Origin of the sequence: Pseudarthrobacter sp. SL88 (assembly GCF_026672455.1) — a bacterium.
Lineage (GTDB): Bacteria > Actinomycetota > Actinomycetes > Actinomycetales > Micrococcaceae > Arthrobacter.
The window spans coordinates 404,346-423,976 of record NZ_JAPPRD010000001.1; the positions used below are offsets into that span (position 1 = coordinate 404,346).

The following is a 19,631-nucleotide window of genomic DNA, read 5'->3' on the forward strand; positions in this document are numbered from 1 at the left end:
CCGGTGTGTTATTTCTTTTCGGGAAGGAACATTGCCTTGTCCAGCGGTGTCACGGTGAGTGATTTGAGCTGGGCGGTCCCGCCTTCGGCGAAGAGGGCCATCCTGTCGGCTCCCGGGTTCGGGAACACCTGGTCGGTGATGGTCTTCAGGCCGTTCTGCACGAACACCTCAACGGAGGAGTGGTCGAGGTAGATCCGCATGGTGATGGTGCCGTTCTTGTCCGGCGTGACGGGGGCGTCCTCGATGGAGGCGAACGCCGGGTGGAATGCTGTGTTGCCTGAGTTTCTGCGGTCAACGAACATCTTGCCGGTTGTGGCGTCGTAGCCGATGACGGTGGATGAGGTGCCGTCGCCGAGGACGGTGATGCCGGATTTTGTTGCGGTTCCGGGGTCGAAGGTGATGTCCACCTGCTGCACCTGCCCTGCCGACTGTGCCGGCAGCGGGTGCGTTCCTGCGGAGACCGGTCCGCCCTTCTTGTCCTTGTAGGCGGCTTTCCCTCCCAGTTTCTCCACCTGCTTTACGGCGCTTTGGGTAAGGCGGGGGCCGTCAGGGGTTTGGGTGAGTTTTACTTCGCGGGGGAGGGCCATGGCGCTGCGCCAGGGGTTGGTTGGGATGTTGTTTGCGTAGTCCCAGTTGCTCATCCAGCCCAGCATGATCCGCTTGTCGTCGGGCATGTTGGCGAAGGATACGGCGGCGTAGTAGTCCCGTCCGTAATCAAGCCAGTCATAGGCCTCCAAGCGGGATTTCGCTGGGGTGGGGCTCGCAGTGAATTCATCCGCGAGTATGTGTCCCCAGCCGAACCGGTTGTTGTCCACAACCTTGATGTGTGCCTGCCGGCCAACGAATTCCTTGACGTCCCATGATGCCCAGTCAAGGGATTCACTGTCGTTGCCGGTGGCAGTACGGACCACCTGTCCGTCGACTACCAGGTTCACCGTTTCTTCATCGGACCTGGGCACAGCTGCGGTGTCGGTGAGCATGACGTGGTCAAGGGTCAGGTGTCCCCACCCGCCGGTAGCTTGGTCAACGATCCGCAGCTGGGCGTTTTGCCCGGCGAATTCGGAGACGTCCCAGCCTTTCCAGTTCAGCAAGCCCGCATTGTCGCCGGCCAGGGAGCGGACCACGTTGCCATTGATGAGCAGCTGGACGGCGAGGGTCTGTCCGGAGTCGGCGGAGCGGTTGCCGCCTCCCACTAACATGCTCATGAAGTTCTTCGTGAGGGGGAACTCGGGTGATGTCAGGGTGCCTTGGCGGTCATCACCGGGTACGGTGCCGGTTTCAAACGTGTTGATCCGTTTGGCGCCGATGTAATAGTCCCCGCCGCTGGTGGCCGGCTGGTAATTGGGGGTCAGGTCTCCTGTTCCGGTCCAGCCTGCTGCGGCCAGCGTCGTCCCGTCAGGAACTTCGAAGCCGTCAAACTTGAGCTCTCCTTCCGGCGGGTTGTTGTCCAGCTTGTCGGAGACGTGGGGGTGCTTGCCGCCGCCCACCAGGAAGTTCAGGTAGTCGTCTGTGACGGTGAATGTGGGCGACTGCATGGAACCGAGCGGCCAGTCCCCGTCATTGAAGGAGTTGATCAGTCCGCTGCCGCCGAATCCGGTCACGGGGCTCTGGCCGGAAATCGAACCGGTCGCCGGGGCGTCACCGAAGGGGCCGTTCTTCCAGTTGCCCGGTTCGTTGTTCACCGTCCAGCCGTTGAAGGTTCCGTCGTTGAATCCGGCCAGGACGGTGCCGGCCGGCGGGGCAACGGCCGGTTTGGTGGTCTCGGAGGTGAACGTGGTGCCGTCGAAGTTGCCCACGAAGTACTGGACGGCGGAGCCTCCAGCGACACCACCGGGGTTGATGCTGACAATCATGACCCATTTGACGTTGTTCGGGTCGCCATCAACAGCTAAGGGGAACAGATCGGGGCATTCCCACTGCCCGCCGGTGGCGTTGGCGGGCCCGAATTCGCTCAGCGCGGTCCAGTCCTTGAGGTTGTCGGACTTGTAGAGGACAACCTTGTGCTCCTGCGATTCTACGGCGGTCATGACCCAGTAGCCGCCACCGCCGGGCTTGTCGTACCAGAAGACCTTCGGGTCACGGAAGTTGGCTGAGTTCCGGCTCAGCACCGGATTGCCGTCGTACTTGGTCCAGGTCTGGCCGTCGTCAAGGCTGTAGGCCAGGGACTGGGCCTGCAGGCCCCGGTGCGGGGACGGGTCCTTGTAGGCGCTGGTGTAGATCGCGATCAACGGGGGATTCTTTTTAGTGCCCAAACCGGACGTGTTGTTTTTGTCGACGACGATGCTGCCGGAGAAGACGTCCTCCTGGGCATCGGTGGGGATGGCCAGCGGCTGCTCTTCCCAGTGGACCAGGTCCTTGGATGTGGCGTGGCCCCAGGACATGTTCCCCCAGGTGTTACCTGAGGGGTTGTGCTGGTAGTACATGTGGTAGACGCCCTTGTAGAAAACGAGCCCGTTGGGGTCGTTCATCCAGTTCTTCTCCGGCGTGTAATGGATCGCCGGCCGGTGCTGCTCATCCCCAAGTTCAGCGGCGGACGCAGGCATGGCACCGGCCAATGCAGTGGCGAGCGAGAGGCTGGCCAGTGTCAGTGCAGAGACGCTGCGCGTGCTCCGCATGGTGGATTGTTTCATGTTGCTTGTGTCGCCCTTCATCGCGCGTGTCCAGTCAGTAGACAACGTTGTCAATCGATGCGATGGACTCTAAAAGATGTCCATCAGACAAGTCAACGGTCATTTTGCGACCGGTTTTTTCGCGTATGAACAGGCCGCCGGGATGAGGGAACGACGACTGGCCCCGCGTCCGCAGGACGGGGGCTGAGGCGTGCGAAGGTGCGGCCTTCAAGGGAAAGCCCTCGGCGGCGCCTACCTTAAGGCCGCGGTTTGCAACTGGCTATAGGACCGGGTTCAGCCAGGTCAGCTCCGAGCCGTCACCTTCGATGTGACTGGCCAATTCCTCGTTGAACCTGGCTCCGTAGTCGGCGGTGATGTGCTCCTGGAATGCGGCTTCATCCCGGTAGACCTCGAAGACGAAGTATTCCCGAGGATTCTCTTCGCGGGTGTAGGGAAGGAACAGTTCGTTGCCTGGTTCGTTGCGGACGTGCCGGGTCAGTTCGACCATCATTTCGGCAACGCGGGCCTCACTGCCGGCTTTGACGGTGAATTCGGCATACAGGGTTTTGGTCATGATCTCTCTCTTCAGGGGGATTTGCAGAGGTCTATCTCGTTTGGGGGAGGGGGTTATGCCGGCGGGCGGATTTCGCCGGAGCCCCTTTGGATGAGCTCGGAGGGGACAACGTAGGTCTGCGCAGGTTGTTCGTCGCCGTCGATTCTCGCCAGAAGCCGTTCAGCGGATTTGACGCCAATCCGCTCCGGGTGTTGGGCGATGACAGTGACCCCGGGGTCCATCATGTCGGCCAGCGTGAAGTCGTCAAAGCCGACAAGTGCCACACGCTTGTGTGCGCCCAGCTCCTTCAGCGCGCGCATCGTTCCGAAGGTGACGAGGTTCTGGCTGGAGAAGATTGCCGTTGGAGGGTCCTCGGAATTCAATAGTTCAAGGGCCGCCCGCCTCGCTGCTTCCTCATCATGAAGCTCGTCGACGACGGGCAGTGCGGAGGTGGGAAGTCCTGCCCGGGCGATCTCCTCGAGGAAGCCCCGCCGGCGCTCCCGCGCGGTCTGAATGTCTGTGCGGTCGCCCAGGTAGGCCAATTTGGTGTGCCCATGCGCCAGCAGATGTGCGGCCGCTTTGCCCGCGCCCACTGCGTTGTCAGTGACCACGGCATCAGCCTCCACGCCTACCGGCTCACGGTCAATAAAAACCATTGGCAGGTTTCTGGAGTGCTCAGGAATCATGTAGGCCTGGTTTTTTGCGATCGGCGTCAGGACAAGGCCGTCCACCCGCCTGCCCAGGAAGGCCGCGATGATGGCCTGCTCCCGTTTGGGGTCGTCGTCGAGGCTGGCGGCGAAAACGGCTATTCCCCGGGCGCCAAGCGCATCCTCCATGGCCCGGTGTATCTCACCGCTGAACGGGTTGGAGACGCTGGGCAGCAGGAGGCCAACAGAGAGGGTCCTTCTGCCAGCCCGGCGGAGGCTACCGGCTGTGACGTCCAGCTGGTAGTTGAGCTGGGCGATGGCATCGAGCACCTTTTGCCGGGTGGCCTCAGATACCCCGGCCTCGTCGTTGATTACCCGTGAAACGGTTTTGATTCCGACGCCCGCGAGTGCCGCCACGTGGCGCATCGTGGGTCGCGTCGGAGACAGGGGTGGCTGGTAACGATCGGACATCGTTGTCAAGAAAGTCGCTCCTTCTCGTTCATTTCCTATTGACTCTAACCTGTGATCCTGATTACCTCTGTATGACATCGTTGTCGAGGCCAGCTAGGGCCTCAAACACCAGGAGATTCAATGTTGAGTTCCAAAGCACCTCGTTCAATGGCCACCCGCCTGTTCGCGGCAGGAGCGGTCCTGACGTTGGGAGCGGTCACTCTTTCTGCCTGTGGCGGCAGTTCCAGTGGCCCCTCGGCCAGCGGAGGTTCCGCTGACGAGAAGGTGGGCGTCTCCCTGATCGTGAAGACCACCACCAACCCGTTCTTTGTTTCCATGCAGGACGGTGCAAAGAAAGCCGCCGAAGCAGACGGGGTTGACCTGAAGCTGGCAGCCGGCAAGGCCGACGGCGATGAGGAAACGCAGATCCAGGCGATCGAGAACGCCATCTCCAAGGGGGATAAGGGGATCCTGATCACGCCCAACGGCCCTTCCGTGGTTGATGCCCTGAAGAAGGCGAAGGATGCAGGCCTGTTCGTCATCGCCCTGGACACTCCGCCGGACCCCGCCGATGCCGCCGACATCACGTTCGCGACGGACAACTTCGCCGCCGGCGAGCTGATCGGTAAGTGGACTGCCGCGCAGTTGGACGGCAAGAAGGCCACCATCGCGCTGCTGGACCTCTTCGACGACAAAGTCGTCTCGGTGGACTACAACCGGGACCAGGGCTTCCTGACCGGGCTGGGCATCGACACCGCTGACAAGAAGAAGAACGGTGACGAGGCCAAGACCGGCAAGTACACCGGTGGCAAGGGCGGAGAGTACGAAATCGTCGGCAGCCAGGCCTCCCAGGGCGCCGAGGACGGCGGACGCACGGCGATGGAAACCCTCCTCGCCAAGAACCCGAATGTCAACGTTGTCTACACCATCAACGAACCCGCCGCCGCCGGCGCCTTCGAGGCACTGAAGTCAGCCGGCAAGGAGAAGGACGTGCTCGTGGTTTCGGTTGATGGCGGCTGCACGGGCGTGAACAACGTCAAGTCCGGCGTTATCGGTGCCACCGCCCAGCAGTACCCGGTCAAGATGGCCGAACTGGGCGTGAAGGCCATCGTGGACCTGGCCAAGACCGGTAACAAGCCTGCCAACTCGCCCGGCCTGGACTTCTACAACACCGGCGTCGAACTCGTCACTGACAAGCCGGCCGACGGCATCAAGAGCATCACCACCACCGAAGCGTCCGAGATCTGCTGGGGTAAGTAGAACCCTGCAGCCATGCGCCCGGGGAGGCCGCGCTCCGCTCCGGCCTCCCCGGTGCACCACTTCCGCGTCAGCTACGCGTCAGCAAACCATCATCGAAGATCAGGACCCATCGTGACCCAGCAACAGACCGCCGGCCCGCCCAGCGCCGGGCATGCCGACCTGGCGGAGGAATTCCTTGACCGCCAGACCCCGCTCAGCCGGATACGCAACATCCTCCACCGCTACCCCGCCCTCAGCCCGGCCCTCGTACTTCTCATCGCGGTGGTGGTGTTCGGCCTGCTCAATGACAGGTTCCTGCGGGTTGAAAACCTCTCGCTGATTACCCAGCAGGTTTCCGTCGTCGGCACCCTGGCCATTGCCCAGACACTCATCATCCTCACGGCCGGGATTGACCTGTCCGTCGGAGCCGTGATGATCCTGTCCTCCATGGTGGTGGCCCAGCTCGCCGTCAACAACGGACTCCCCGCGCCAGTTGCCCTGTTCGCGGGCCTGGTGGTGGGACTCGCCGCCGGAGCGGTGAACGGATTCCTGGTCACCAGGTTCCGGCTCCCGCCGTTCATCGTCACCCTCGGTACCCTGAACATCTTCATCGCCCTGACACTGCTGTACTCCAACGGGGCTACAGTGCGTGGCTCGGCAATGCCGGGCCTGCTGACCTGGACCGGAACCACCTTCCCGGTGGGCGGCGTCAGGATCTCCACCGGCGTCGTCGTGATGCTCCTGCTCTACATCGCCATCGCCTTCATCCTCGGCAAGACCGCCTGGGGCCGGCACGTCTACGCCGTGGGCGATGACAAGGAAGCCGCCCGCCTGGCCGGCATCGCCGTGAACAAAGTCCTCATGAGCGTCTACCTCGCCGCCGGGGCCGTCCTGGCCATCGGCGCCTGGATCCAGATCGGCCGCACCAACGCAGCCAGCCCCAACGCCGGCATGGACCTGAACCTCGACTCCATCACCGCCGTCGTCATCGGCGGAACCAGCCTCTTCGGTGGCCGCGGCTCCGTCTGGGGAACACTCCTCGGCGCCCTGATCGTCGGCGTCTTCCGCAACGGACTCTCCCTCGCAGGCCTGGACGTTCTGTACCAGACCCTCGCCGTCGGTGTCCTGATCATCCTCGCTGTGTCCATCGACCAGTGGATCCGAAAGGTCAAGTCATGACCATGACAGAATCAGCAGCCTCCCACACCGCGACCCGCGAACCCATCCTGTCAGCGAGGAACCTGGTCAAGACCTTCGGCCGCGTTGTTGGCCTGGACGGTGTCAGCCTCGACCTGTATCCGGGCGAAGTCCTGGCAGTCATCGGCGACAACGGGGCAGGCAAATCAACCCTGATCAAATGCCTCACGGGAGCAGAAGTTCCTGATTCCGGCGAGCTCTTCGTCTCAGGCCAGCCGGTGCACTTCAAGCGGCCGCAGGACGCCAGGGTGCACGGCATCGAAACCGTCTATCAGAACCTGGCGGTCTCGCCGGCACTCGATGTCGCGTCGAACCTGTTCCTCGGCCGGGAAGAGCGGGTCCCCGGTCCGCTGGGCAAGCTCTTCCGCGTCCTGGACACGAAGGGAATGCGCCGCAAAGCCAAGGACGAGCTCACGCGGCTCGGCATCTCCACGCTCCAGGACGTCACAGTCCCTGTCGAGAACCTCTCCGGCGGCCAGCGCCAGGCCGTTGCCGTGGCCCGGGCAGCGGCGTTCGGTTCAAAGGTTGTCGTGCTGGATGAGCCGACGGCGGCGCTCGGCGTGCGCGAATCCAACCAGGTCCTGCAGCTGGTCCGGGACCTCCGGGACCGCGGCCTGCCCGTCATCCTGATCAGCCACAACATGCCCCACGTGTTCGACGTGGCAGACCGGATCCACATCCAGCGGCTCGGCAAATGCGCGGCTACCATCACCCCGCAGTCCCACAATATGACCGATGCAGTGGCCATCATGACCGGCGCAGCCACCGCCTGACCAACTGATTGCCCCCGACGTCAGTCCGCGGACCAGATCACCGGTCCGCGGACTGGCGTCGCTTGAACAGCCCCACACCATAAGCTCCACACGAGAGACAGACCATGGATTACCTCACAACAGCCCGGCAGGACATTCACTCGACACTTGACGTTACTGTCGTAGGCGAAGCGTTGATCGACGTGGTCACAACCTCAAATGGCCAGGTGGAACACCCGGGCGGATCGCCGGCGAACGTCGCCTACGGACTCGGCCGCCTCGGCGTAACCACAGGTCTGCTCACGGCCATCGCCCCGGACGCCCGGGGGACCGCCATCGAAGACCATCTCCGCAGCGCGGGAGTCACACTCCTGCCCGGTTCAAAATCCCTCACGCGGACGCCGTCGGCAACAGCCACCCTCGCTTCGGACGGCTCCGCCACGTACGAATTCGACATCTCCTGGGACCTGGCCCCCACCCCGCCCGCTTACTTCCCCAAAATCCTGCACACCGGATCCATCGCCACTTTCCTGAGCCCGGGTGCCACCGCAGTGAAATCCCTGCTGGAACGGGCCCACCGGCACTGCATGATTACCTACGACCCCAACATCCGGCCGGCGCTGCTGGGAAGTCACTCGGAAGCGAAAGCCATTTTCGAAGAGCTCGTTGCCTTCACGGACGTGGTCAAGCTCAGCGATGAGGATGCCCAGTGGCTGTACCCCCGGAAAAGTCTGGACGAAACCGCAGCGCACATCCTCGGACTGGGCACACGGTTGACGGTCATTACTAAAGGCGCCGAAGGATCGCAATTCACCACAGCTGCTGCCACCATCAGCATCCCTGCCGTGAAAACGACAGTCGCAGATACCATCGGCGCCGGCGACTCCTACATGTCAGCCCTGATCCTCGGGTTCCTGACCCGGGGAACCGAAGGCTTCGCCCCGGCTGTCCTGGAGCAGCTTGGGCACACCGCAGCTGCAGCAGCGGCCATCACCGTGCAGCGCCCGGGAGCGAACCCACCGACCCTTCAGGAACTGAACGCTGCGGTTGAAGCCAACGCCCCCGCTCAGTACGCAGGTGCCTGAAACACATCCATCAACGAGGGCTCGTCACGACGGTTTCGCTGGTGTAAGAGCAACGCCGCTGTGAGAGGCTGCAGTCATGGACACCTCATCTCGGGAACATGACCTCGTTCTCTACGGAGCGACGGGTTTCGTTGGCAGACTGATCGCCGCCTACATCGCCGAGCATGCACCGGCCGGTATGAGGGTCGGACTCGCGGGCCGGTCCACGTCCAGGCTCGAGGCGGTTCGGTCGCAGTTGCCGGCCGCGGCGCACGGATGGGCCCTCATCGAAGCCGACTCCGCGGACGCGGACTCAATCGCCGCCATGGCTGCGACCACCCGCGTGCTCTTCACCACCGTCGGTCCATACGCGAAACACGGACTGCCCGTCGTCGAGGCTTGCGCCCGGGCCGGCACCCACTACGCCGACCTTGCCGGTGAGGTGTCCTTCATCCGGGAGGCGATCGACCGCTACGACGATCTGGCCAAGATGAACGGGGCCCGGATGGTGCACTCCTGCGGCTACGACTCCGTGCCGTCCGACCTCGCCGTGCTGCTGCTTCATCAGGCGGCAGAAGCCGATGCCGCTGGCGGTTTAGCCGAGGTCCAGCTCGTTGCGACGGCCAAGGCCGGCATCAGCGGAGGCACGCTCGAATCGATGCGCGGGCAGCTCGACGCAATGCGATCAAACACCGCCCTGAGGTCACTGGTTGCGGACCCCTACGCCCTGAGCCCCGACCGTACACGGGAGCCCACGACACCACAGCCGCCTGACGCCGGTCCCGTGCACCGTTCCGATGACGGCACCTGGACTGCGCCTTTCATCATGGCCCCGTTCAACACCCGGATAGTGCGCCGCAGCAACGCACTGCAGGACTGGGCCTACGGCCGCTCCCTTCAGTACGGCGAGGTGATGGGGGTGGCACCCGGACCGGCAGGAGCGGTCACCGCCAGGGCAATGGCACTCGGGCTCCGGTCATTCATGGGCGCGATGGCGTTCCCACCCAGCCGGAAAGTGCTCGACCGCTTTCTTCCGGCACCAGGTGCGGGCCCGAGCACCGGCACGCAGCGCGCGGGCTGGTTCCACTCGCAGGTGACCGCCCGGACCGAGTCCGGCCAGCGCTACCAGGCCATTGCTGCTGGCCCCGGTGATCCCGGCTATGCCGCCACCGCCGTCATGGCAGGAGAGAGTGCACTTGCTCTTGCCCTCGACGGTGACAGGCTGCCCGCCGCTAAAGGGTCGCTGACACCGGCCACTGCACTCGGCAACGTGCTCATACAGCGGCTCCGTGCCGCCGGCCACACCTACCAGGTAACCAAACTGGCCTGAACCCGGGTCCTGCAGCTCGCCTGTCACGAGCGGGTGTCGAGGTACTGCAGAATCGCCCGGGCCGTTTCCTCCGGAGCGCTGAGGTGGGGGCAGTGCCCGGTGGCCTGAAGCTGCACCAGGGTGCTGTGTTCCAGATTCTTGTGCAGGTAGGCGCCCACTTCCGGCGGGGCAAGCCGATCCTCGGAGCACTGCAGAATCAGGCAGCTGGTGCGCACCTTTCTCAGTGCAGGCCGGGTATCGGAGAAAAAGGTTACCCCGGCGAAATGCCGTGCGATGGTCGGATCTGTTCGGCAGAAACTGGCCCGCAGGTCCTCCGCCAAGTCCGGCTCCTGCGGGTTGCCCATGACCATGGGTGCCAAGGCTGCGGCCCAGGCGAAATAGTTGCTGTCCAGGGATGCCAGCAGGCCCTCGATGTCTTCCCGCGAGAACCCGCCCACGTAACCGTCGTACGGGTCATCCGTATGACGGGGTGAAGGAGCAAGCAGGACCAGGTGGGAGAAACGGTTGGGGTCCTGCACGGCGGCGGACACGGCGATCATCGTGCTGACACTGTGGCCCACCAGGATGACGTCCTCCAGCTCAAGGGCGGCGCAGATTTCCAGCAGGTCCGACGCGTACCCGTTGAGGGACCCGTACTTCTCCCAGTCATAGGCGCTGATATCCGAGTGTCCTGCACCCACATGGTCGAAAAGCACCAGCCGGTAATGATCAGCGAAATAGGGCAGGAGCTTCCGCCACATCGCCTGATCGCAGCCAAAACCGTGGGCAAACATCATCACGGGCCCATCATCCCGCCCGGATATGGTCACGTTGTTCCGGCCGATTACCGCAGCAGCTGCTTCGATCACATTCTCACTGACCCTTCGTCGGGCGGCGTCCACTCCCAGACTGTCCACGGGAAACAACGAATCCTAAGGATCCTCCCACTATGACCTTCAAGGCTGTTTCGATCCAACCCATTACGTACTGACGCGGTTCCACCACCCGGAGGCCAAGTACTTCAAGGTGTGAGTTGGTGCCCGTTTCCGCAGCTCAGAGGGCCTAAGCTTCCCGTATGGGAATTATCATCACATTGCTTATTATCTGGCTTGTCCTCTCCGTCCTCGGATTCGTGGTGAAGGGACTGCTGTGGCTGGCCATCATCGGCCTGGTCCTGTTCGTCGCCACGGCCGTATGGGGCTGGCTGAAACGGAAAACTCACGCCTGACCTTTAGCGACAGAGCTAAATAAGCGGACGACGGCGGGTGCCCACCCGCCGTCGTCCGCTTATTTGTGCGCGCTGCAGCTTTCCCAAGCTGCCACCGCTGCCCCGGCGCCTTAGTGATTCCCGAGAGCGGCAGTCCTAGTTGCAGGGCAGGGGCTTGCCGTGAGGCAAGGAAGTTCCCGCTATGCGCCAAGCTGCTCCGTCCCACACGATGGTGTAGGTGATTCGCCAATTGGAACAGGTTTGTCCATCGACTCCATGTCCGGCGTCCTGTCGTGTCTGCAAAAGAACGTTAGCTTCCAGGGAATCTCCTGCTCCTGTCACGTTGACTACCTCGAGCTTCGTCCAGTAAGACGAGCCGAGTCCTTCACTCCACTTTGCCTCGCCACCGAAACTTGCCCCCAACTCCGGTGTGAATTGTTTGAAAGCTGCAGAGTAAGCGCCGCGGTTGATGCCTTGGCCGTGCAGCAACAAAGCCTGGCCGATGTTGTTGGCCTGATCATGGTTCGAACTGACTTTCATGGGGAATATCCCGGAATTTGGCGCGGGAGCCTCCCCGCAATCAACGGGTGCCATCGGTACTCCCCGTTTTTGCCATTCTGATACCGCTTCAGTAACTCTAGGTGCGGTGACTGCGTAGGCCATGCCTTCCGAGTCCTTCCGGGTTGCGCTTACTACTCCAGTGACTTTCCCTTCCATGTTGAGCAGCGGTCCACCGCTGTTTCCTGGATTGATTGCGGTGTCAGTTTGCAGCATGTTGCCGATAACTCCGCTCCCGAAGTTGATATCGCGGTTCAGCCCGCTTACAACACCCCTGGTAAGGGTTAACGACTCTCTCTGAGGAAAGCCGAGGGCGGCAACTTCGGTTCCAATTGGTGGCTCCGAGGATTGAAACTGGAACTGATGGCCTGCCGCTTTAGACTCCAGGCGTATTAGTGCCAGGTCTGCAAGTTCATTGAACCCCAAGATCACGCCGCCGACCGAGGTGCCGCCAAAGTCGATGCTGATGGCTGCAGCATCGTCAACGACGTGGGCCGCAGTGACCACAAGATCGGGAGCAACCAGAAAGCCGGTGCCGGTGGAGTTCACGGCGCAGCCTGTGACGCTCAGTTGTCCCACCCCGGACTGCACTTCGGCCACCACCTCCGGCCAGGACGCCGGCGCCGCCCGCTCCGATGACGTGGGCAGTGCAGTCGTCGGCGAAGGACTCGGGGCGGGGCTGGTCGGTGACGGTTGTTGCGTCACCGTGGCAGATGTTGTTGGTGAACTTTCCCGAGGCGGTGACGCGACAGGCGCAGTACATCCGGCGAGCAACAGCGCGGACAGGGAAACAGCAGTGATATTTGGAAGAATTGCCGGGGCTAGAAGCTTTCTGGTCTTCATTGAATTTGGTCCTAACGCTCGGCGGGCAGCCGCGGAAGACGACTACCTAAAAGCTAATCCGCGCAAAGAACAATTTCCGTAGCAAGACCCCCCTATTTTTCTGGACCGTAAATAGGGGGTTTTGTTTGACGTCTCAATAGCTCAGCAAAACCCTAGGACGTGAGCTGGTGGCGGGTCCCATTCGATGATGACTCAGGTGACTGGACCTCTCGGGCGCGGTCTTTCGAAATTCCGCCGGAGACCGGCTTCACCCGACGCAGAGCCGCGAGGATCGCCCGGCCCACCACGACGATCCCGACGACGGTGGTTACGGCCCGCAGGGTGTCCCACCCCGCCGTCGAGGTCAGGAGCGAGTACAGCAGGAAGCTGCTCAGGTTGGTGCCCAGCGGCGCCCCCGGCACGTACGAGATGCCGGTGCCGGCACCCACGGCGAAGGGCCAGAACCACAGGTTGGTCAGCAGCCCGAACAGGTACGACGCCACAATCCCGTACCCGCACAGCATCCACAGTTCGGCCTTCCCGCGCACCTTCCTGGGGAGCAGTCCCGCCCCGGCGCCCACCCACGCACACGCGAAAACCTGGAACGGCGTCCACGGCCCAATCCCGCCCCACAGCGCACTCGACAACGCGATGGTCGCGGCACCCAGCAGCAGGCCGAACCGGGCCCCGAACGCCCGGCCGGCCAGGACCAGCAGGATGAACACCGCCTCCACGCCCCCGACGCCGGTGCTCGCCACCCGCACCGCCGACCCCACCGCTGCGAGCACACCGAGGAGTGCCACGGTGTGCGCCGAGCGCACCGATCCGTCCAGCAGAACCACGACGGCGACAGCCGCCACGGGTGCGATGGCCAGGGCCGCGTAGGGGAGGGCTGCGGCGGCATCCGCCGGGAGGGCCGCGGCCAGCAGGGGCCAGCAGAAAGCACCGAGTGCCAGCAGGTTCGCGCCTGCGAGGACGGCGAGCTCAACAGGCCGTGGCATCCGGAGGCGGTGCGACTTCTGCCGGGCCGGGACGTCCGGCAGCCTGTCGAGGAAACGGGGAACCGTGAGCGGTCGGGCCGCGGTGGCAGGGACAGGAGCCGCGGATTCCGCGGGCGCCAACGCAACCGCGGGCACCACGCCGTCACGCATCGGCAGGATGCGGGCGCCGAGGCCGTGGGCGAAGGAGTGATCGTGGGTGGCAATCAGGACTGATGCGCCGTCGTCGGCCGCAGCACGCAACGCCGCCGCCACTGCAGAACGGGCTGCCGGGTCGAGCCCGCGGGTGGGCTCGTCGATGAGGAGGACCTGGGGCCGGTCCAGGGTCTGCAGCGCGATGGCGAGGATCCTGCGTTCACCGGCGGAAAGGTCCCGGGGATGCTCGTGCCCGATCGGCATGCCGCCATTCCCGCGCAACCGGGCGAGATGCTCAGCGGCGTAGCCAGGCGGCAGCGGTGCCGTGTTCTTCCGGCGGGCCAGGCGCCGCTCGGCGGCCTTGAGTTCGCCGGCCACGGTGTCCCTGGTGAAGAGGTCGTCCGAGGCGTCCGGCACCAGGGCCACCCTGCCGCCGTCGGCTGTTCCCCTCCGGATTGTTCCCTTGCAGGCCTTGCCCCGGGCACCTTTGACTTCGCTGAGCGCCAGCGCCACCAGGACGGAGGACTTCCCGGCGCCGTTTGGGCCCACCAGCGCCACCACTTCGCCGCGGTGCAGGGTCAACGACGCGTCCCGTACCAACGGCTTGCCGTCGCGGTGCACGGCGAGGTTCTCCGCGGCCAGTACGGCCGCGCCATCCGGGCCGGGAACGACGGCGGCCACCACGGGGGCGGGCGCAGCAGCAGCCGGAGCCACCCCCGGCACCAGTGCGCCGTCGCGGATGGTCCACCACGAATCGGCAACGGGGACCAGCGCTTCCGCCCGGTGCTCCGCCACGATGACGCAGACACCGGCGTCGCGGGCGAGAGCGTGGAGCACGGCAATGACGCGGGCGCGTGCTGTGGTGTCGAGGTCGGCCAGGGGCTCGTCCACCAGGAGCAGCGCCGGCTGCTCCACCACCGAGGCGGCGATGGCCACCAGCGTCGCCTCGCCCGCGGAGAGCGTGCTGATGGTCCGGTCCAGCAATGCCGAAACGCCGATGCGGTCCGCCACTTCCTGCACGCGGGCCTTGGAATCGGCCGCTGCCACACCGCGGAGGTCCAGGGCCAGGGCGATCTCGTCACGGACCCGGGTGGTGGCGAACGCGGCCCGGGGGTTCTGCAGGACCACCCCAACCACCCCGGCGGTCTCCCGCGGCGGCGTCGACACCCGGTCCAGCCCGCCAACGCGCACCGTCCCGGCCACCTCACCGCCGTCAACATGGGACAGCAGCCCGGCAATGCCCCGCAGGATGGTGGACTTGCCGGAACCGGTAGGCCCGGTCATCACCGACACCGTCCCGGACGACGGCGTGAACTCGGCGACGCGGAGCTGCGTCCGGCCAACGCGGAACCGGGCGCCGCGCACCTGAAGCGGGCCGCCGTCGTCGTCAAGGGAACCGGGCGTACCCCTGCTGCCGAAGCCGCGCAGCTCCAGGGCGGCGGCAACCCGGCCGGCGTGCTCCAGCGTCCGCTCCAGTATCGGCACCAGGGCGCGCGGACCGAACCGTTCGCCCCGCAACCGGAACGCCAGGCGCACGGAAGTGACGGCGTCGGCAAGCGCAGGGAGCGCGGACCACGCCACCACCAGCATGCGGGCAATGCCCTGCAGGGGGCCGCTGCGGGCCAGGTGGACGAAGCCGCGGGCCACGTCCACCCAGGCGTTCAGCAGGCCGAACGCGAGGATGGTCGCGGCAATGGGGAGGGCTGAAACAGCTGCCGCCCACACCCCCGGCGCCGAGACCGGGCCGAGGAGGACCACATGGGCATAAGGGGCCGGCAGCCGCAGCGGGGGCAGGTCCAGCAGGAGCGGCGCACCGAGGCCCGCCCCGTTGAAGAGAACGCGGTAGATGACCCGCGCCGCGATAAACACAACGGCGAGAACCGCCGCTGCGCGTAACGGCGCGGGTCGGAAGGTCATGCCGCGGGGGCCGCCGGTTCGTTGTCCACCGTGTAGAGCAGTTCAAGGCTTTCGCCCGGGTTGAGCTTGAGGCTGTCCAAGCCTTCCTGCGCGTAGCCCCACGTGCCGGCGGCGGGCTTCACCCAAAGGGCCCAGTAGGACACGGTGTTTTTGTCATCGCACGCTTCGCGGACAGTTCCGCCCTTGTGCTTGATGTCGAAGTCCGCAGCGGGCACACCGTTGACGCGGCAGGCGAAGCTCGTGGGGTACTTGGCGGTGCCTTCGATCTTCACGTCAGCTTTGCCCAGCACGTCCGAGGCCAGGGTGGGTCCGTCCGCGTCCACGCAGACGGAGGTGTCCGCGGCGGCCTGGTCCAGCGAACCGGAATCGACAATGACCTTCACACCGGTGCAGGGGCCGGCATCGGCGCTGGCGGATGCGCTCGCGGAGGAGACGGGGGCGGAAGAGGAGGGCTGGGTGGCGGCCGGCGTGGAACAGGCGGCAAGGGTCAACAGGAGACCGGCGGCGGCGAGGGAGCTCGCGGCGGCGGTGCGCATCGTAGTCAAAGTCACCTGTCAAGGGTAGGGCGTTGCCCGGCCGGATACAGGTGCCGTCACGTTGTGTGACGCTGCGTTCCGGGCCGGGTGCTTCCCGGTCAGCAAGACCCTGGCGCTACTGCCCGGCTCTGGACTTGCTGAGAAGGTCCTCTGCGACCCATTTGCGGAGCAGCACGATGTCCAGCGCAATCCCGGCCACCACGATGACGATGAACAGCCACAGAGGCAGGCTCCAGAAAATGACCGCCAGGATCAAAACGACAATGATGGCCGCGGAGACGTAGCCGTACAGCCGGCGCCCCTGTGTTGCCCGCCTGGCCTCCGCTGCCTCGCGAAAATTGTTCAGCACTGCACTTCCCCCTGTGATGGCTGGTATCCGCCAGTGTAGCGGTGCGCCGTTTGCGGGCTGCGGCCCCACGCACCAGAACGGAAGCGGACGACGCCGGGTGGGCGCCCGCCGTCGTACGCTTCCGTCAGTGCCTTGCCCCGGTCCTCAGCGCTGCCGCAGCGGCCAGGGAGCCCAGCCGCCCTGTACGTCCCTGAGCCGGATTTCCGCCTTGTGGAGTATGGCTTCGTCGATGGGGCCGGGCTCGCCTTTGCCGCTTTCGGCGCCGGATCCGTCGAACGCTGTCAGTGCATATTCCCGCCATTGCCGGCGTCCCACCGGGTAGCGTTCCGCATATCCGCCGGCCGCCACGCTGAGAACCAGCCGCTCCAGTCTGTCGGCCTCGGTCAGGACGGTCTCGTCGCACGCATCGCAGCCACACACGGGAAAAGGGAAGCTGTGCAGCACCCCGGCGTGGACCACAACTCCCGGGTAGCCGGTCAGCACAAATGTCAGCGGGGCTGCGCCGGAAGCCCGCGGGGTGAGCCTGATGGGGGCCACCACGTCCCGGACGTCCACCAGCAGGTCGGCAGCCACCGCGTTGTCCTCGCGGACCTCCACGTCGTACACGGCCACCAGGTGATCGATGAGGGCGCGGGCCACCAGGTGCAGCCCCGCGAACCTCTCGGTGTGGCGGTCCACACTGTACGAATCCGGGTCAGGTGGTCCATCGCCCCACCTCCGGCCGTAGGGGATGGCAGTGCCGTCTTCCGCGTAGTACGTATCCTCCGGCAGTGTGGGCCGGACATAGGCGCGGGCTGCTGGCAGGGACTTCGGCTGCGGCTGCTTCATCGGCGGATCGGGCTGGTCCCCGGACCACTCGGACACCTTGGCGATGAACCCCTGGAGCGCTGCCTCGTCCACTTCGCGCAGGGCTTGGAGCAGGCGGTCAACGTCGAATCGCAGGTCCTCGGTCCCCACCAAGGCGGGCGCGCCCTCGTACGCTGTCCATTCCGCGTCCGGCCTGGCCCGGGCCAGGGTGTTGCCCGCAAAGACTCCAGCCGCATGCTTGAGGGCAGCGTCCGCCGCGATGTCCTGGCCGGCGTTGCGCAGGAACCGCACGAGCCTGGCGGGATCCGCGGCCAGCTCCCCGGCCCCGACGCCCTGGGTTTCGCAAAACTCAACGAAGCGCTCGTAACCACCAAGGTGCCTCACAGGCGGAGCCGGGTCCGACGCCAGCTGGTAGGTTGCACTGCCGCGTGCCATGGGCTCCGGCAATCCTGTTGGCTCTCCCTCGAACAATTCCTCCGCTGACCCCATGCCGCGATCCTAGCCGGAGCCGCGAAGCAGTGTCCGTTGCGGGCTGCGGACCCACGCACCACAAAGGAAGCGTACGACGCCGGGCGGGCACCCGTCGTCGTACGCTTCCAGTCCTGCTGCTTGCCGGAGTCCGGCTAGGGTTTGCGGCGCCCGGCGGCGGATTCGCGGTCCGGTGCATCGGCCGCGGAAGCCTCTGTGGCCGCCCGCTCGCTCAGCTGGGCCTCCACGGCTTCGCTGATGTGGTCCTGGACCTGGTCCGCCAGGTGCTCCTGGTAATGCTCCTGGACCGAGTCGGCCATGGTCTCCTGCACATGCTCGGTGACGTGCTCCGTGACGTGGGCGGTCATCTGGTCCCGGGCGAGCTTCCGCTGTGCCCGCATCAGGGTGGCGTGCTCCAGATGGAAGGCCTTGGCCGTGGAGATGCACATGAGGATGATGACCACACTGAACGGCACTGCCGTCAGGATCGCGGCTGTCTGGATGGCTTCGAGGCCGTTGGCGAGCAGCAGGGCGATGGCGGCGGCAGCGGAGGCCAGGGCCCAGAAGATGCGCAGCCAGTTCCGCGGTTCCACTTCGCCGCCGGTGGAAATCATGCCCATCACCAGCGCACCGGAATCTGCCGAGGTAATGAAGAAGATAGCGATCAGCAGGATGGCGCCCACCGTGAGGGCGCCGCCGCCCGGAAGGCTGCCCAGGAGGGTGAAGAGCGCTCCCTCGGTATCCACGGTGCCGTCGCTGCTGACCAGCCCTCCGGAGCCGAACAGTTCACGGTGGATGGCTGAGCCGCCCAGCACCGAGAACCACAGGAAGCCCACGGTGGTGGGCACCAGGAGCACGCCGGCCACGAACTGCCGGACCGTGCGTCCCTTGGAGATGCGGGCAATGAAGATCCCCACGAAGGGTGCCCAGGAAATCCACCAGCCCCAGTAGAACGTGGTCCACGCCGCCTGCCAGGCTTCACCCTCGGCGCCGGAGAAGGCCATAGTGTTGAACGTCAGTCCCAGGACGTTCTGCAGGTAGTGGCCGATCGACTGCACGAACTCACGCAGCAGGAACAGCGTGGGGCCGGCGAACAGCACCACCAGCATCAGCAGCCCGGCCAGGATCAGGTTGATGTTGGAGAGCCACTTCATGCCCTTGCCCACCCCGGACACCACCGAAATGATGGTCAGCGTGATGATGCAGAGGATCAGGCCGATCTGCGTCATGGTGGTGGCCTCGGCGATGTTGGCCTGCTCCAGGCCGGACGAGATCTGCAGGACGCCAAGGCCCAGCGAGGTGGCAACGCCGAAGAGCGTGCCCACCAGGGCCACAACATCGATCACGTTGCCCCAGGCGCCGGCCACCCGCCGCCGGCCCAGCAAGGGCTCAAGCGTCCAGCGGATGGAGATGGGACGGTTCCGCCGGTGCACCGTATAAGCGATAGACACACCCACAACCACGTAGATGGCCCAGGCATGCAGGCCCCAGTGCAGATACGTCTGCGTCATTGCCTGCTGCGCGAGGACCAGCGGCGAGCCCTCCAGGCCCGGGCGTGGGGAGGCGAAATGGTTCAGCGGCTCCGCCACCCCGAAGAAGACCAGCCCAATGCCCATCCCGGCAGCGAACAGGAGCGCGAACCAGGACATGACAGAGAACTCGGGTTCGTCCTCATCCTTGCCCAGCTTGATGTCGCCATACCGGCTCAGGCCGATCCACAGGGCAAACGCCACGAACACGGCAATGGCCGCCACGTAGTACCAGCCAAACCACTTGATGACGTTGCCCTGGATGGTGCCGAACAGATCCGTGGCGGCCGCAGGGAAGATCGTGGCGAACAGGACAAACAGGAAGATGATGGCCGCTGCGGGCCAGAACACCCACGGGGTGACCTTGTGGTTGGCGGCCCCGGGCGGTTGCCCCGTGCCTTTCCCGTCCGGCGCTTTCCCGGTTTCGGGCGGCTGCCCTGGTGTTTTGCTGATGGTCCTTGTGCCTGGTGTGGCGGACATGTCCC

Annotated in this window: 16 protein-coding genes; 6 read left to right on the forward strand and 10 right to left on the reverse strand. The window is 65.0% G+C overall.

Going from position 1 to position 19,631, the window contains the following annotated elements; genetic code table 11:
• Nucleotides 1–8: 8 nt before the first annotated feature.
• The 3 genes from OVA06_RS01735 to OVA06_RS01745 form a co-directional block, all read right to left on the reverse strand.
• Nucleotides 9–2,630, reverse strand: coding sequence for a GH32 C-terminal domain-containing protein (locus tag OVA06_RS01735; protein WP_268155863.1), 2,622 nt, complete (start codon nt 2,628–2,630; stop codon nt 9–11).
• Between the two features lie 259 nt (nt 2,631–2,889).
• On the reverse strand, nt 2,890–3,183 hold the full coding sequence (locus OVA06_RS01740) for a putative quinol monooxygenase (RefSeq protein WP_268155864.1): 294 nt from the start codon (nt 3,181–3,183) through the stop codon (nt 2,890–2,892).
• Between the two features lie 53 nt (nt 3,184–3,236).
• Complete coding sequence (locus OVA06_RS01745) at nt 3,237–4,235, reverse strand: LacI family DNA-binding transcriptional regulator (protein ID WP_268160577.1); 999 nt, start codon at nt 4,233–4,235, stop codon at nt 3,237–3,239.
• A 165-nt stretch (nt 4,236–4,400) separates the two neighbouring features.
• Here OVA06_RS01745 and OVA06_RS01750 point away from each other — a divergent pair, with 165 nt between their 5' ends.
• The 5 genes from OVA06_RS01750 (at nt 4,401) to OVA06_RS01770 (ending at nt 9,841) form a co-directional block, all read left to right on the forward strand.
• Entirely contained in the window at nt 4,401–5,519 is a 1,119-nt protein-coding gene (locus OVA06_RS01750) for a substrate-binding domain-containing protein (protein ID WP_268155865.1), read from the forward strand.
• Nucleotides 5,520–5,630: 111 nt separating this feature from the next.
• Nucleotides 5,631–6,677 carry an ABC transporter permease gene (locus OVA06_RS01755; protein WP_268155866.1) on the forward strand — a complete coding sequence of 349 codons (1,047 nt, stop codon included), beginning with the start codon at nt 5,631–5,633 and terminating at the stop codon, nt 6,675–6,677.
• Entirely contained in the window at nt 6,674–7,468 is a 795-nt protein-coding gene (locus tag OVA06_RS01760; protein ID WP_056077930.1) for an ATP-binding cassette domain-containing protein, read from the forward strand. Before OVA06_RS01755 ends, OVA06_RS01760 begins: the two co-directional genes overlap by 4 nt.
• A 104-nt stretch (nt 7,469–7,572) precedes the next feature.
• Nucleotides 7,573–8,532, forward strand: coding sequence for a carbohydrate kinase family protein (locus OVA06_RS01765; protein WP_268155868.1), 960 nt, complete (start codon nt 7,573–7,575; stop codon nt 8,530–8,532).
• A gap of 76 nt (nt 8,533–8,608) precedes the next feature.
• A complete protein-coding gene (locus tag OVA06_RS01770; protein WP_268155870.1) occupies nt 8,609–9,841 on the forward strand; it encodes a saccharopine dehydrogenase family protein in 1,233 nt (410 codons plus the stop codon).
• A gap of 23 nt (nt 9,842–9,864) precedes the next feature.
• Here the strand turns inward: OVA06_RS01770 and OVA06_RS01775 are convergent, their stop codons facing one another.
• Entirely contained in the window at nt 9,865–10,689 is an 825-nt protein-coding gene (locus OVA06_RS01775) for an alpha/beta fold hydrolase (protein ID WP_268160579.1), read from the reverse strand.
• A 206-nt stretch (nt 10,690–10,895) separates the two neighbouring features.
• On the opposite strand from OVA06_RS01775, the gene OVA06_RS01780 reads away from it, so the two are divergent.
• Entirely contained in the window at nt 10,896–11,048 is a 153-nt protein-coding gene (locus OVA06_RS01780; RefSeq protein ID WP_015938498.1) for a hypothetical protein, read from the forward strand.
• A gap of 135 nt (nt 11,049–11,183) precedes the next feature.
• Here OVA06_RS01780 and OVA06_RS01785 read toward each other — a convergent pair whose 3' ends face one another.
• The 6 genes from OVA06_RS01785 to OVA06_RS01810 all read right to left on the reverse strand — a co-directional run bounded on the left by OVA06_RS01785 (nt 11,184) and on the right by OVA06_RS01810 (nt 19,626).
• The gene (locus OVA06_RS01785; protein ID WP_268155872.1) at nt 11,184–12,134 is read right to left on the reverse strand and encodes a S1C family serine protease; all 951 of its coding nucleotides are present in this window, start codon (nt 12,132–12,134) and stop codon (nt 11,184–11,186) included.
• A gap of 446 nt (nt 12,135–12,580) precedes the next feature.
• Nucleotides 12,581–15,457: an ATP-binding cassette domain-containing protein gene (locus tag OVA06_RS01790; RefSeq protein ID WP_268155874.1), complete on the reverse strand. Its 2,877-nt coding sequence runs from the start codon at nt 15,455–15,457 to the stop codon at nt 12,581–12,583.
• Nucleotides 15,454–16,002, reverse strand: coding sequence for a hypothetical protein (locus tag OVA06_RS01795; protein WP_268160581.1), 549 nt, complete (start codon nt 16,000–16,002; stop codon nt 15,454–15,456). Before OVA06_RS01795 ends, OVA06_RS01790 begins: the two co-directional genes overlap by 4 nt.
• A gap of 106 nt (nt 16,003–16,108) precedes the next feature.
• Nucleotides 16,109–16,342: a hypothetical protein gene (locus OVA06_RS01800; protein ID WP_056077912.1), complete on the reverse strand. Its 234-nt coding sequence runs from the start codon at nt 16,340–16,342 to the stop codon at nt 16,109–16,111.
• A 144-nt stretch (nt 16,343–16,486) separates the two neighbouring features.
• On the reverse strand, nt 16,487–17,584 hold the full coding sequence (locus OVA06_RS01805; RefSeq protein ID WP_268155877.1) for a DUF6226 family protein: 1,098 nt from the start codon (nt 17,582–17,584) through the stop codon (nt 16,487–16,489).
• Between the two features lie 188 nt (nt 17,585–17,772).
• Complete coding sequence (locus tag OVA06_RS01810) at nt 17,773–19,626, reverse strand: BCCT family transporter (RefSeq protein WP_268155879.1); 1,854 nt, start codon at nt 19,624–19,626, stop codon at nt 17,773–17,775.
• Nucleotides 19,627–19,631 lie beyond the last annotated feature (5 nt).